The organism is Nocardiopsis listeri (assembly GCF_020741345.1).
Lineage (GTDB): Bacteria > Actinomycetota > Actinomycetes > Streptosporangiales > Streptosporangiaceae > Nocardiopsis > Nocardiopsis listeri_A.
In genome coordinates this window covers 1-13818 of the sequence record NZ_DYZD01000142.1, presented here as the reverse complement: position 1 = coordinate 13818, position 13818 = coordinate 1, and the positions used below count along the sequence as shown (strand labels likewise).

Annotated in this window: 12 protein-coding genes and 3 pseudogenes; 10 read left to right on the top strand and 5 right to left on the bottom strand. The window is 70.5% G+C overall.

What is annotated here, in order from left to right:
• The 3 genes and pseudogenes from K8V84_RS08215 to K8V84_RS08205 form a co-directional block, all read left to right on the top strand.
• Window positions 1-216, top strand: a pseudogene (locus K8V84_RS08215) (pyridoxal 5'-phosphate synthase lyase subunit PdxS); the annotation flags it as partial.
• A gap of 109 nt (window positions 217-325) precedes the next feature.
• Window positions 326-1015 (top strand): pyridoxal 5'-phosphate synthase glutaminase subunit PdxT, encoded by a 690-nt coding sequence (gene pdxT / locus K8V84_RS08210; RefSeq protein WP_304072550.1) that lies wholly within the window; start codon window positions 326-328, stop codon window positions 1013-1015.
• Entirely contained in the window at window positions 931-1677 is a 747-nt protein-coding gene (locus K8V84_RS08205; protein WP_304072547.1) for a YebC/PmpR family DNA-binding transcriptional regulator, read from the top strand. Before pdxT ends, K8V84_RS08205 begins: the two co-directional genes overlap by 85 nt.
• Window positions 1678-1751: 74 nt before the next feature.
• Here K8V84_RS08205 and K8V84_RS08200 read toward each other — a convergent pair.
• From K8V84_RS08200 to K8V84_RS08180, 5 genes and pseudogenes are all read right to left on the bottom strand, one after another.
• A pseudogene (locus tag K8V84_RS08200) lies at window positions 1752-2058 on the bottom strand (hypothetical protein).
• Window positions 2059-2502: 444 nt separating this feature from the next.
• Window positions 2503-3795: an adenylosuccinate synthetase gene (locus tag K8V84_RS08195; RefSeq protein WP_304072544.1), complete on the bottom strand. Its 1293-nt coding sequence runs from the start codon at window positions 3793-3795 to the stop codon at window positions 2503-2505.
• The gene (locus K8V84_RS08190; protein WP_304072542.1) at window positions 3792-4778 is read right to left on the bottom strand and encodes a hypothetical protein; all 987 of its coding nucleotides are present in this window, start codon (window positions 4776-4778) and stop codon (window positions 3792-3794) included. The genes K8V84_RS08195 and K8V84_RS08190 overlap by 4 nt, the downstream gene beginning before the upstream one ends.
• A 48-nt stretch (window positions 4779-4826) precedes the next feature.
• Window positions 4827-5924 carry a lipopolysaccharide kinase InaA family protein gene (locus K8V84_RS08185; RefSeq protein ID WP_304072539.1) on the bottom strand — a complete coding sequence of 366 codons (1098 nt, stop codon included), beginning with the start codon at window positions 5922-5924 and terminating at the stop codon, window positions 4827-4829.
• A gap of 34 nt (window positions 5925-5958) precedes the next feature.
• On the bottom strand, window positions 5959-6735 hold the full coding sequence (locus K8V84_RS08180) for an NUDIX domain-containing protein (RefSeq protein ID WP_304072537.1): 777 nt from the start codon (window positions 6733-6735) through the stop codon (window positions 5959-5961).
• A gap of 190 nt (window positions 6736-6925) precedes the next feature.
• Here K8V84_RS08180 and ruvC point away from each other — a divergent pair, with 190 nt between their 5' ends.
• The 7 genes and pseudogenes from ruvC to K8V84_RS08145 form a co-directional block, all read left to right on the top strand.
• Window positions 6926-7474, top strand: coding sequence for a crossover junction endodeoxyribonuclease RuvC (gene ruvC, locus K8V84_RS08175; RefSeq protein ID WP_304072535.1), 549 nt, complete (start codon window positions 6926-6928; stop codon window positions 7472-7474).
• Between the two features lie 48 nt (window positions 7475-7522).
• Complete coding sequence (ruvA, locus tag K8V84_RS08170) at window positions 7523-8140, top strand: Holliday junction branch migration protein RuvA (protein ID WP_304072534.1); 618 nt, start codon at window positions 7523-7525, stop codon at window positions 8138-8140.
• An 18-nt stretch (window positions 8141-8158) separates the two neighbouring features.
• Window positions 8159-9232: a Holliday junction branch migration DNA helicase RuvB gene (gene ruvB, locus K8V84_RS08165; RefSeq protein ID WP_304072531.1), complete on the top strand. Its 1074-nt coding sequence runs from the start codon at window positions 8159-8161 to the stop codon at window positions 9230-9232.
• A gap of 315 nt (window positions 9233-9547) precedes the next feature.
• On the top strand, window positions 9548-9916 hold the full coding sequence (gene yajC / locus K8V84_RS08160) for a preprotein translocase subunit YajC (RefSeq protein WP_067600762.1): 369 nt from the start codon (window positions 9548-9550) through the stop codon (window positions 9914-9916).
• Between the two features lie 143 nt (window positions 9917-10059).
• On the top strand, window positions 10060-10608 hold the full coding sequence (locus K8V84_RS08155) for an adenine phosphoribosyltransferase (RefSeq protein WP_304072528.1): 549 nt from the start codon (window positions 10060-10062) through the stop codon (window positions 10606-10608).
• A gap of 662 nt (window positions 10609-11270) precedes the next feature.
• On the top strand, window positions 11271-13451 hold the full coding sequence (locus K8V84_RS08150) for a bifunctional (p)ppGpp synthetase/guanosine-3',5'-bis(diphosphate) 3'-pyrophosphohydrolase (RefSeq protein ID WP_304072553.1): 2181 nt from the start codon (window positions 11271-11273) through the stop codon (window positions 13449-13451).
• 96 nt (window positions 13452-13547) lie between these two features.
• Window positions 13548-13818, top strand: a pseudogene (locus K8V84_RS08145) (GNAT family N-acetyltransferase); the annotation flags it as partial.

Sequence of the window (13818 nt, the reverse complement as noted above, 5' to 3'; positions counted from 1 at the left end):
ATGCGTCAACTGGGCGCGGAGAGCGTCTTCGTGGGTTCGGGCATCTTCAAGTCCGGTGACCCGGCCAAGCGCGCCGACGCCATCGTGCAGGCCACCCTGCACTACGAGGACCCTGCCGTGATCGCCCGCGTCTCCCGGGGCCTGGGCGAGGCCATGGTCGGCATCAACCTGGAAGAGCAGCCCGACTCACAGCGTTACGCCGGTCGAGGCTGGTAGGGACGCACCCGAGAACGAACGGGGGCGGCGGGGCCCACGGAGGCCCCGCCGCCCCCGTCCCCTCTTCGGCGCCCATGAACCTTCCCCACCGACCGAGAGAGGCCCGCACTTGACCACCGCACCCACCATCGGAGTCCTCGCCCTACAGGGTGACGTCGCCGAGCACATCGCCGTCCTGCGGTCCCTGGACGTGCACGCGGTGAAGGTGCTGTCGCCCGAACACCTGGAGGCCGTGGACGGTCTCGTCCTGCCCGGCGGCGAGTCCACGACCATGTCCAAACTGGCGCTGCGGTACGGGCTCATGGGGCCGTTGCGCGAACGCGTCGCGGCGGGCATGCCCGCCTACGGGACCTGCGCCGGCATGATCATGCTCGCCGACGAGATCCTCGGCGGCACCGAAGACCAGAGAACGGTCGGCGGAATCGACATGACCGTGCGCCGCAACGCCTTCGGCCGCCAGACGGAGTCGTTCGAGGCGCGCGTGAGCGTGGACGGGATCGGGGAGGAGCCCTTCGACGCGGTCTTCATCCGCGCTCCGTGGGTGGAGAGGGTCGGACCGGCGGTCACCGTTCTGGGTCGTGCCACCGGTCCCGGTGGGAAGGATAGAATCGTCGCCGTACGACAGGGCGGTCTGGTCGCCACGTCCTTCCACCCGGAACTGACCGGCGACACTCGTATCCACCGCCTGTTCGTCGACATCGTGAAAGGACTCCCATGGCCGGCCACTCCAAGTGGGCCACCACCAAGCACAAAAAGGCCGTCATCGACGCCAAGCGCGGCAAGCTCTTCGCGAAGCTGATCAAGCACATCGAGGTGGCGGCCCGTACGGGCGGCGGTGATCCCGACGGGAACCCGACGCTCTACGACGCCATCCAGAAGGCGAAGAAGAACTCCGTTCCGCTCGACAACATCGAGCGTGCCCGCAAGCGTGGCTCCGGTGAGGAGGCCGGTGGAGCCGAGTGGGAGACCATCATGTACGAGGGCTACGCCCCGGGAGGGGTGGCCCTGTTGGTGGAGTGCCTCACCGACAACCGCAACCGCGCCGCCTCCGAGGTGCGAGTGGCGGTCACCCGCAACGGCGGCAACATGGCCGACGCCGGTTCGGTGTCGTACCTGTTCAACCGAAAGGGCGTCGTGATCGTGCCCAAGGAGGGCACCACCGAGGACGACGTGACCCTCGCGGTCCTGGACGCCGGTGCCGAGGAGGTCGAGGACCTCGGTGAGTCCTTCGAGATCATCTGCGAGGCCACCGACCTGGTCCCGGTCCGCACGGCGCTGCAGGAGGCCGGCATCGACTACGACTCGGCCGACTCCAACTGGCTGCCCAGCATGGAGGTCCCGGTCGACGCCGAGGCCGCCAAGAAGGTCATGCGCGTGGTGGACGCCCTGGAGGACTCCGACGACGTCCAGAACGTCTTCACCAACGCGGACATCCCGGACGAGGTCCTGGCCGAACTCTAGGGACCGCTCCTCCTCTTCAGCTCCTGTGGCCGCACCCCGAGGGTGCGGCCACAGGCGTGTCCACGTCGTGATCGTCAGTCGGTCGTGTTCATCGCGGCGATCACCTTGACGGGTCGCAGTCGCACCACCGGTTTCCCGGGGACAGCGTTGCGGCGGCCGAACTCCTCGGCGCGTTCGGTGCCCGTGCAGCGGCGGGCGATCTCCGTGGCCGTGCGGTTCAGCCCCCCCGGGTTCCTCCGACACCAGGGCGTCGCCCTCCGGAACGAACCACACCGGCAGGACCAGGGAGCGACCGTCGGCGGAGGCGTAGGCGATCTCGCCGATCCGGGTCCCCTCGGTGAGGAACGCGCGGACCTCGGGTCGGTGATCATGTTTCCACAGCGGGTTCCCGCCCTTCGGGCGGGGGAAGAACGCGGCCTTCTTCGCCAAGCGGGCGAAGTACCCGAGATGCAAGTCCCGCAAGGAGTCCCGCAAGAGCGCGACGTTCGCCAACCACGGGCGGGAGCTGCTGCTCGTGGATCGCTGGTTCCCCGGCTCGAAACCGTGCTCGACTTCGGGGGTGCGCTCACGTGAACGCGGCGAAGGACATCCTCGCCGCTGGGCCGGCGGAGAGGTGAAACGCCTGTGGAGGAGCGGTAAGACCGGCCTTGGAGTTCTCCGAGGAGGAACGGACCGATGAAACGGGAACCTCATCCCGCGAGGGGCGAGGCCCCTCTCGCCAAGGAGGGGAAATTCATGGAATCCATGTCCTCACGCCGGCCACGCCGGACCGACACGCGGCCGCGCCCGTGCACTCCACACGCCGGATCCCGGTCGTCCACGGGTCTAAGGGCCCGGAACGGCGCGGCCCCTTTCGGTGACCACACGCGCGTCGGCTCGGGTCGGGCCGGAGAACACCGCCGCCAGGGGCGTTCCGAGGGCGCGGGAGATCGCCTCGGCCGGCTCCTCGGGGATCGGCGCGAGCACGGGGCGGGCGCCGGCCAGTCTCCGGGTGAGCGCGGCCTGTCGGTCCAGGTCGCCGGCGGGTCCCGGAGCGATGCTCAGTGGCGTGCCCGCCTCGTCCCGATACTCCGTGCACCAGCGCGGCTCCCGTCCGAGTCGGTCGGGGGCGTCGGCGTGCGTCACCACCAGGGCGTCCACCCCGCCGGTGGCGGCCAAGGCGTACCGGGTCGCCACCAGGTCCAGGTGCCCGACCCGGAACGCCCCCTGCCAGGGGTGGTCGCGGTTGTGCCGGTCGGGCAACCGGGCGCAGAGCACGGGGTCCTCGGTCACCAGCGGACCGGCCCCGTGCCTGGTGGTGAAGGTGCGCAGCACCCCGAGTCGGTGGGCGTCACCCGGCCGTCCGGCCTCGTGGAGCAGGGTCAGCGGGTTGGCGGTCGTGGTCGTGGACCAGGTGGTGTGCGGGTGGAAGCCGTGCCATTCGTCCAACAGCACACCCTGGGCCCCCTCGAACACCACCGGAGCGCGAGCCAGCAGCCGGGGCAGGTACGTCTCGTCCACCAGGCGCACCCGTCCGGCGAACGCGGCGTAGGCCTCCAGGCACTCCTCCAGGTCGGGGTCGCCCTCCCCTCCCGGGCCCTGCACCCCGAGCGCCTCGGCCAGGGCCGTCAGCTTGCGGCGCAACCGCGAGGGTACGGCGCAGTCGCCCGCGGTGGGCGCCAGGTCGGGGTGGTCGAGGGCGTAGGCCATGGTCTCGCCCACGCCCATCCCACAGGACCCGTGCCGGTCCGCGCCCCGGGCCCGCTCCCGGGCCCGGTTGGCCGCCCGGTGCCACGGCGTGCTGATCAACGCACGCCGGTCCACGGTGACCAGTGACAACGGGTCCGCGACCCCGAGCGACACCAGGTGCGCGGCCTCCATCGCCAACGCGAACGGGTCCACCACCATGAACCGGGACAGGTGGGTGGGCACCGGCCCGTTCGGGGCGAGCGTGCCCGCCCCGAACTGGGAGAACGTGTGGTGCCGTCGGTCGGGGGTGACCACGTTGTGCGCCGCCTGGGCGCCCCCGTTGGCCCGCACGACCGCGCCGTAGTCGCCGGTCGCGCACAGCAGGTCCACGGTCACCCCCTTGCCGGCGTCGCCGAACCCCAGGTCGACGACGATCGCGTGCGCGGTCACAGCCGGTCCACCCCCGGTCCGTCGCCGGTCGAACCGCCCAGGCCCGGTGCGGAGACGACCGACCCGCGGCCCCGCGACAGTGGACGCAGCGCCTTGCCGACGGCCTCGCCGGCGTCCGAGCCGGCGTCGGCCAGGTCCCGCAGCCCTTCCTCCAGGTCGATGGCCTCCTCGCCCAGACCGACGGTGACGGCGATGGTCTCGCACACCGCGTCCAGGTCCTCCAACAGGATCAGGTTCTGGCCCAGGTGCTCGTCCCAGAACGTCCGGACCCGGTCGTCGCGGAAGTGGGCGCTACCGGTCGGCATGATGTAGAAGACCTCGAACCGGCGTCGCAGCTCGTCCAGGATGGCGGGGAACGCGATGTTCTCGGTCAGGTCGTCGCCGATCACCTCGCGCACCTCGCGGGCCTTGACCGCCCCGTAGGCCATCTCGTCGCCGACGACGAACAGGTAACCGCGCCGGCCGCGCTTGTCCAGGCAGTCCATGGCGGTGTGCCGGGCCATGAAGTACATGGCCAGCTCGTAGGACTCGGTCAACCGACCTCCGCCGCCGCCCTCCAGGAGCAGGTTGCCGAGGTCGTCCTCCAGTTCGTTGCCGGACTCGAACTGGCCGATCTGCAGGGGCACCCGGTCGCACGTGGCGTCACCGATGGCGCCGAACAGGATCTGCGGGTCCTCCACGTACCCCTTGCGCAGCAGCAGACCGAACAGATCGGGCAGCTTGGTGCGCAGCACGCGCGGAACGCCTCCCATGGAGCCGGTGACGTCGAACAGTACCGACACCGCCAGCGAGTTCGGGTGTGCGTCGGAGTCGCGGCTCTCGCGGACGGTGACCCCGTGCGGGTCGAGGGTCGGGTGCGGCCGCCAGGTGGAGCGCGCCCCCTTGGTCGCGTTGTCGTGGTAATCGAACGCTCCGATGCCGCGGGAGTCCCGGAAGGCCTGGCGGGCGTGGTAGGCGTCGGTGGACCAGTGGCTGCTTCCCATGGTGGTCTCCTTCGGTGGTGATGAGGGTTCGGTTCGGGGACCGAGTGGTCAGTCGGGCATGTGGAAGGGACGGAACCGGCGCGGTCCGAAAACCCGCTCCAGGGCTCGGTCCAGCTCATCCAGCAGGGCGAACGCGTCGGACGGTCGTCGCTCGGGCGCCGGCAGCGAACTGCCGCGAGCGAACGCCGCCAGCTGCCGGGGCAATCGGCCGGCGGTAACGAACTCCACGCACCTGGTCGCCATGTGGACGTCGGTGGCGGGACACGCGGGCCGCCGGGCGGCGACCTCGGGCGGGTACATGTCCTTCCGGTGCGGCACCAACGCCGGGACGTGCGGGGCCGCACGGGGCGTGTCGAAGCGCACCGAGTAGCACCAGTCCACGAGCACCAGACCGTGCTTGTCCGGGTGGATCAGCACGTGTTCGGGCACCACGGCCCCGTGCACGACCCCGGCCCGGTGGGCGTCGCCGATCGCCACCAGCAACCGGCGCCACATCCAGGCGGCGTCGCGCGGGTCGATCCCGTCCGGGTGGGCACGCCGTACCTCGGCCAGGTCGTGGAAGCCCGACAGCCTCCGTAGGACGTTGCCGTGCCGCTCCACCCGTGTGGTCGGATCCCGGTGTCGGAGCGTTCCGACCAGTTCGGGCCTGAACGCGCGGTATCGGCGCGCGCCCCGTTCGCGGATACGCCGCAGGGCGTCGGCCTCGGCCCGCACCAGGTCGTTGTCGCGGTGCGCGCGGGGGAGCTTGAGCACCGCGTCCCGCCACTGTTCCCCGTCCCGGTAGCGCACCGCGCGAAGGTCGGCGATGTCGCCCTCGGCCAAGGGGTCGCCGCGGTCGACGTGGTAGGTGCGCTCCGCGGTGGTCAGGACCAGGTCGTCCGGGCCCGGGCCGCCGTGGACCGCGTCCCGGTAGCGGCGCCAGGAATGGACGAGACGGGTGAACCCGCCGGCCGCGTCGTCCCTGCGCCGCGCGGGTGCGGTGTCGGGGTGCAGGAGCCGGGCGAGCCGACGGTAGGCGGCGGTGGCGTCCGGCGGGATGCGGCCGTCCCGTGGCAGCGGTCCGAACAGGTCGGTGGGTCCGCCGGCCAGGTCGACCCCGCGCAGGGCGGAGTCGAAGTCGTCGTGCGTGCGCGGTTCCATGTTCATGTGCCCTCCCTTCGGGGGTGGGGGTCGTGGCCGGTCACTGGGCGCCGCGGAGCAGCGGCGGGTGCAGCAGGGCGGCCTCGCCCGCCCGGTACAGGCGGGCGCGCCGCCCTCCGCCCGAGCCGCCGCGGTCGGACAGTTCGCCGGTGTCCTCGACGAAGCCGGGAGTGGCGAGGATCTTGCGGTGGAAGTTGGCGGCGTGCAGGGTGCGCCCCCAGATCGCCTCGTACACCCCGCGCAGGGCGGTGATGGTGAAGGTCGGGGGGAGGAACGCTGTGGCCAGCGACGTGTACTCCAGTTTGGAGCGGGCCCGTTCGAGGGCGTCGTCGAGGATGCGCGCGTGATCGAAGGCCGTCTCCTCCGCCGTGGTCCAGGGCGCCCAAGCGGCTTCGGAGATGTCGCGTCCCGTCCCGGGGTCGGGCAGGTCGGGGGCGAACACCATGTACGCCACGGAGATCACCCGCATGCGCGGGTCGCGGTCGAGCGCTCCGTAGGTGCCCAGCTGTTCCAGGTGGATCTCGGCTGGCATCGGGGTCTTCTCGGCGAGGACCCGCAGCGCGGCGTCGGGAAGGTCGGGGTCGGCGGGTCCGGCCTCGGAGTCCTCGGCGCGGACGAACCCTCCGGGCAGTGCCCACAGCCCGCGTTGGGGGTGCGCGGCACGACGGGCCAACAGGACGTGGGGCAGACCCTCGCGGATGGTCAGGGCGACCACGTCCACGGTCACCGCGGCGGGCGCGAAGGCGTGCGGGTCGTAGGAGGACAGGAACCCGCGTTCGTCCCCGTCGTCGTATCGCCGATCGATCCCCTCGGACACCGTTGACCCCCTGGTTGTTCTCAAGTTGAGTAATTCTCTATCTGAGAACAACGTAGCCCGAGCCTCGTCCGCTGTCCAGCCCCGGGCCGGTGGCTTCGACACGCCCGGCGGGCGGCGGGCGCTGTCGTTCCGCGCCGCTAGCATGGTGCGAACGAACGTTCGATCGATCGACGGAAAGCAGAGTGACCACGTGCGCGTGCTGGGGATCGACCCGGGACTGACCCGCTGCGGCATCGCCGTCGTCGAGGGTTCCATCGGCCGCCCGCTGCGACTGATCGCCGCCGACGCGATCCGCACCACCCCCGACACCGACCTGCCCCAGCGCCTCCTGGGAATCGAACGCGGCATCGAGGATTGGCTCGACAAGTACGAACCCGAAGCCGCGGCCGTCGAACGCGTCTTCGCCCAGCACAACCTCAGCACCGTCATGGGCACCGCCCAGGCCAGCGGCCTCGCCCTGGTCTGCGCGGCCCGCCGTGGCCTGCCCGTCGTCACCCACACACCCAGCGAGGCCAAGGCCGCCATCACCGGCAACGGTCGTGCCGACAAGGCACAGGTCGGCACGATGGTGGCGCGTATCCTCGGACTCGACGGCCCGCCCAAACCCGCCGACGCCGCCGACGCCGTGGCCCTGGCCATCTGCAACATCTGGCGCGGCGGCGCCCAGTCCCGGGTGGCCCGGGCCCAACAGGACTTCGCCCGCAAGGTGGAACTGGCCCGCCGAGCACGCGGCCGCTGACACCGCCCCCAGGAAGGAGACGGACACCCCTTCGGGTGTCCATGAAAGATGATCGCGTTCCTCACCGGCCGGGTGGCCGCACGCGGCGCGGGCAGCGCCGTCATCGACGTCGGCGGGGTCGGCATGACCGTCCAGTGCACCCCCTCCGCCCTGTCCCGACTGCATGTGGGGGAGGAGGGCACCGTGGCCACGAGCATGGTCGTGCGCGAGGACTCCCTCACCCTGTTCGGGTTCGTCGACGACGATGAGAAGCACCTGTTCGAGCAGTTGCAGACCGCCTCGGGCGTGGGCCCCCGCCTGGCCCTGGCCATGCTCGCCGTGCACAGCCCCGACAGCCTCCGTCAGGCCGTCCACACGGAGGACACCGCCGCCCTGACCAGGGTCCCCGGCATCGGCAAGAAGGGGGCCCAGCGCATCGTGCTGGAGCTGAAGGGCAAGCTGGAGGCGCCGATCGGCACCGACGGCACCCTGCCCGGCGCGGCCCCCACCGCCGCCGGTCGGCCCAACGGCGCCTGGCGGGGACAGGTCGTCTCCGGCCTGGTCAACCTCGGGTGGTCCAGCAAGGACGCCGAGGCCGCCGCCTCCGCCGTCGCCGCCGAGGCCGAGGACACCAGCGACGTCACAGTCCTGCTGCGCAGTGCCCTGCGCAAGCTCAGCCGCGCCTAAGGCCCGAAGGAGAACCCCGTGCACGAACGCGATGCGGTCTCACCCGAGGCCGACGTCGACGAGCTCCGGATCGAGGGGGCGCTGCGCCCCCGAGTGCTGGACGAGTTCGTCGGCCAGGAACGGGTCCGCGAACAGTTGTCCCTGGTCCTGCACAGCGCGCAGCGTCGCAACCGCGCCCCCGACCACATCCTCATGTCCGGCGGTCCCGGTCTGGGCAAGACCACCCTGGCCATGATCATCGCCGCCGAACTGGGTGCACCGTTGCGCATCAGCTCCGGTCCCGCCATCGAGCGCTCCGGTGACCTGGCCGCGGTGCTCTCCACACTCCAGGAGGGCGAGGTCCTCTTCCTCGACGAGATCCACCGCATGGCCCGTCCCGCGGAGGAGATGCTCTACGTCGCCATGGAGGACTTCCGGGTCGACGTCGTGGTCGGAAAGGGCCCCGGCGCCACCGCCATCCCCCTGGACATCGCCCCGTTCACCCTGGTCGGAGCCACCACGCGGGCCGGGATGCTGCCCGCCCCGCTACGCGACCGGTTCGGGTTCACCGCGCACATGGACTTCTACGAACCCGCCGAACTGGAACGCATCCTGCACCGGTCGGCGGGGCTGCTCGGCGCGCCCCTGGACGAGGACGCCGCCCGAGAGATCGCCGGGCGTTCGCGCGGCACGCCCCGTATCGCCAACCGGTTGCTGCGCCGGGTCCGCGACTACGCGGAGGTGCGCGGCGACGGACAGCTCACCCTGGCCAACGCGCACGCGGCCCTGGAACTGTACGAAGTTGACGCGCTGGGCCTGGACCGACTGGACCGGGCCATCCTCGACGTGCTCATGAACCGTTTCCGGGGTGGGCCGGTGGGGCTGTCCACCCTGGCGGTGTCGGTGGGGGAGGAGGCAGAGACCGTGGAGGTGGTCGCCGAACCCTTCCTCGTCCGCTCCGGCTTCCTGGCCCGCACCCCGCGGGGGAGGGTCGCCACCCCGCAGGCCTGGGCGCACATGGGACTGACCCCGCCGCCCGACGCCGCGTTCGGTGCGGCCCAGGCGGCCGCGAGCACCGTCGGTGCCACGGGCACCGACGGCGCCACGCCCTGAAGCCCGGGTGCCGGCCGCTCTTACCTGTCACGATGGAGTCCACGAGCGAAAACGGGGCCGAACCGTTAGCCCCCCCGAACCCGGGGGGATGGTGACCGGTGACCCTCGCCACGTAAACTGGGACGTACCGGCCAAGATCGGGGCACCACCCCGTGAGGTGTCGTTTCGACATCGGCGGAACGAGTTGGCACCCTGGTGCGTTGTATACGCCGGGTGCGAATCCGGCCGCCGTGGTCGGGCGACCCGCAAGGTGGTCGTCACGGGTGTCACGAGCCGACAGCCGTCGTCCACGAGAAACGTCAGGAAGGACGCCCCGTGCAGGGCCTTATCAATCTCGCAGCGGACGCCCCCCAGGGCGAGGGCAGCATCATCGGCATGTTGCTTCCCTTCGTACTGATCCTCCTGGTCTTCTGGCTGCTGTTCTGGCGCCCGAACCAGAAGCGCCGCCAGCAGGAGATGCAGATGCAGACCTCCCTGGTCCCCGGCGTCGAGGTCATGACCAAGGCGGGCATCTTCGCCACCATCGTCGAGATCCACGACCAGGACGTGCTGCTGGAGATCGCTCCGGGCACCCGAATCCGTATGCTCAAGGCCGGTGTCGGTGAGGTCATCACCCCCGCCGCCGACGACACCCCGGTCGAGGACCGTCCCGACTTCGGGGACGACGACAAGCCCAAGGGCTAGGAGCCCGGAGGGCCCGTCTCCTCCCGCGCCCGTCGCGCATCACAGACTTCGGTACCGGCCCCCGAACACCGGGGCCGGTACCGCTGCTTTTCGGTGACCTCCACCGAACCCGTCACCCATCTGAAACGAAGGCCTGAGCCGCCATGACCAACGACACCGTGACGCCCGACGCGGACCTCGCCTTGATCGAGGCCAACATCCGCGACGTCCCGGACTTCCCGCACGAGGGCATCCTGTTCAAGGACATCACCCCGCTGCTGAACCACCGGGAGGCCTTCGCCGCCACGGTCGACGGGCTCAGTGCTCCCTACCGCGAGGGCGGTGTCGACCACGTCGTCGGGTTGGAGGCGCGCGGCTTCATCTTCGGTGCCCCCGTGGCCATGGCGCTGGGCGCGGGCTTCGTTCCGGCGCGCAAAGCCGGGAAACTGCCCGCGAACACCATCGATCAGGCCTATGATCTCGAATACGGCACCGCGACCGTCGAGATCCACGCCGACGCGATCACTCCGGGCAGCCGTGTCCTCATCGTCGACGACGTGCTCGCGACGGGTGGCACGGGCAGGGCTGCGGTGGAGTTGGTCCACAAGGCTGGTGGTACGGTCGTGGGATTCTCCGTTCTGATGGAGCTCTCCGCGCTCCGAGGACGCGAGAAGCTGCCCGACGTGGAGCTGCACACCCTCCTCTCGGTCTGACCGGACGGCCTCGCGCGCACGGTGGGAATAGTGCGACGGTCCCTCCTCGTTGACCTACTCCAGTACTCGGTGTGACGCAATCGGTGACCAGGGTCACGACGCGTACCATCGGGGCGCCGGAGTACGGCGACGTATGAGGGGGTCCGGTCCCGCTACCCCGCCCCACCTGGGCGGGCGCCACATAGACTGGTGGGAGAGGTGACCGCGGCGGCCACGTCGGTGACGGGCCCTGATGACACGCACGCGTTCCGGAAGGCAGCCGATCCTTGGACTGTCGGCTCCACCGGGCGGATCCGCGGGAGGTAGGCATGCCAAGCGAAGTGGTCTCGACCGGAGCGGTGTCCGCACGGGAGCAGGGGTCGAAGGCCCCGCGGGGTTCGGCCGCCGAACGGGAGACGACCGCCGACGAGGGGCGTGCCCCACGGGGGGACGCCCACGCCGGCATGCCGGAAGGGCGCGACGTCGGAGCCCACGTGAGCCCCGACGACAGACCACGTGAGGAACGGCCGGAGGGCGCCGCGGAACAAGCGGCGCCCTCCGACGTATCCGAGCAGGACGTCTCCGGGCAGGGGGCCCAGGGGCGGCAACCGGCGACCACCACGCCCTCCACCGTGCGAGTACGCAGAAGGCTCGCCCGACTCGGCGCCCAGCGGGGAGTGACGATGAACCCGGTGCTCGAACCACTGATCAAGACGGTGCGCGCCACCCACCCCAAGGTGGACGTCCGTCTGATCGAGCGCGCCTACGAGGTCGCCGCACACCATCATCGCCATCAAAAACGCAAGAGCGGCGACCCCTACATCACCCACCCGCTCGCGGTGGCCACCATCCTCGCCGAACTCGGCATGCAGGAGGCCACCCTCGCCGGTGCCCTGCTGCACGACACGGTCGAGGACACCGACTACTCCCTCGACGAGCTCCGGGCCGACTTCGGCGACGAGATCGCCCTTCTGGTCGACGGGGTCACCAAGCTGGACAAGGTCAAGTACGGCGAGGCCACCCAGGCCGAGACGGTCCGCAAGATGGTCGTGGCCATGGCCCGCGACATCCGCGTGCTGGTCATCAAGCTCTGCGACCGCCTGCACAACATGCGCACCCTGCGCTACCTGCCCAAGAAGGCCAAGCGCGAGAAGAAGGCCCGCGAGACCCTCGAGATCTTCGCGCCGCTCGCCCACCGCCTGGGTATGAACACCATCAAGTGGGAGCTGGAGGATCTGGCGTTCGCCACCCTCTATCCCAAGCGCTTCGACGAGATAGCCCGACTGGTCTCCGAACGCGCCCCCCGGCGCGACGTGTACCTGCAGGAGGTCATCGAGGCGGTCTCGGGCGACCTGCGCGAGTCCAAACTCAAGGCGACGGTGCGCGGGCGGCCCAAGCACTACTACTCGATCTACCAGAAGATGATCGCCCGCAACTGCGGCTTCGACGAGATCTACGACCTCATCGCCGTGCGGGTCCTGGTGGACAGCGTCCGGGACTGCTACGCGGCCCTGGGGACCATCCACGCGCGGTGGAACCCGGTGCCGGGCCGGTTCAAGGACTACATCGCGATGCCGAAGTTCAACATGTACCAGTCGTTGCACACGACGGTCATCGGTCCCTCCGGCAACCCGGTCGAACTCCAGATCCGCACCCGTGCCATGCACCGGCGAGCCGAGTACGGTATCGCCGCGCACTGGAAGTACAAGGAGGACCGCAACTCCTCCGGGACCGACACCAGGCCCAAGGCCACCACCGACATGCAGTGGCTGCGTCAGCTCATCGACTGGCAGCAGGAGACCAAGGACCCGGGTGAGTTTCTGGAGTCGCTGCGCTTCGACCTGTCGGTCCAGGAGGTGTTCGTCTTCACCCCGCAGGGCGACGTCATCTCCCTGCCGCAGGGCGCCACCGCCGTGGACTTCGCCTACGCGGTGCACACCGAGGTCGGTCACCGCACCGTCGGTGCCCGTATCAACGGCCGTCTGGTGCCGCTGGAGAACGAGCTGCACAACGGCGAGGCAGTGGAGATCCTCACCTCCAAGGACCCCGACGCAGGGCCCAGCCGTGACTGGCTCAACTTCGTCAAGAGCGCTCGCGCCCGCAACAAGATCCGGCACTGGTTCACCAAGGAGCGCCGCGAGGCCGCGATCGAGCAGGGCAAGGAGGAGATCGCCAAGGTCATGCGAAAACAGGAGCTTCCGGTCAAGCGCCTGTTCAGCGGAGAGGCGATCATGGCCCTGGCCGGCGACCTGCGCTACGCGGACGTTGAGGCCCTGTACGCCGCGGTGGGCGAGCACCAGGTGAGCGCCCAGAGCATCGTGAGCAAGCTCGTGGACTCCATGGGCGGGCTGGAGAGTCACACCGAGGACATCGCCGAGTCCTCTCTGCCCACCAAGGCCGCCACCACGCGCCAGCGCTCGGGCAACCCGGGCGTGGTCGTGGCGGGCGACAGCGACGTGTGGGCGCGCCTGGCCAAGTGTTGTACGCCGGTGCCCGGTGACGACATCGTCGGTTTCGTGACCCAGGGGCACGGGGTGTCGGTGCACCGCGCCGACTGCGCCAACGCCGCCAGCCTGGACCACGAACGCATGGTCGACGTCGAGTGGCGGCCCACCGAGGACTCCATGTTCCTGGTGGCCCTGCACGTGGAGGCCCTGGACCGCTCCCGGCTGTTGTCCGACATAACGCGTGTGTTGTCCGACCAGCACGTCAACATCCTGTCCGCCACGGTGCAGACCAGCCGCGACCGGGTGGCGCAGAGCCGCTTCACCTTCGAGATGGCCGACCCCACCCACCTGGGCAGCGTGCTGCGGGCCGTCCGGGGCGTGGACGGGGTCTACGACGTCTTCCGGGTGCGTAACTGACCGGCGCTCGGATCGGTGGAAAACCGATGGCGGCCCTGGCACACCGATGGTTAGCGTGTGCTCGTACGCCGACCCCACCGGTGAAGGCAGGCCCGCATGCTCGAACTCCGTCCTCCGCGTCCCGAGGACGCTCGCGCGCTCGAACTGCTCGCCCGGCGCTCATGGCCGACGGGGACCCACCCCGGAGGCCTGGGCTGGCAACTGGCCACCGAGGACATGCCCCGGCCGATGGCGGTGGCCGAACGAGACGGTGAGGTCGTCGCCTGGGCCGGGGTCACCGGTGCCAACGCCATCTCCGAGCACACCAGGATCACCCTCGAAGGGGCGGCCGCCGACCCCGAGGCCGGGGCCGCCCTCCTGGAGTGGG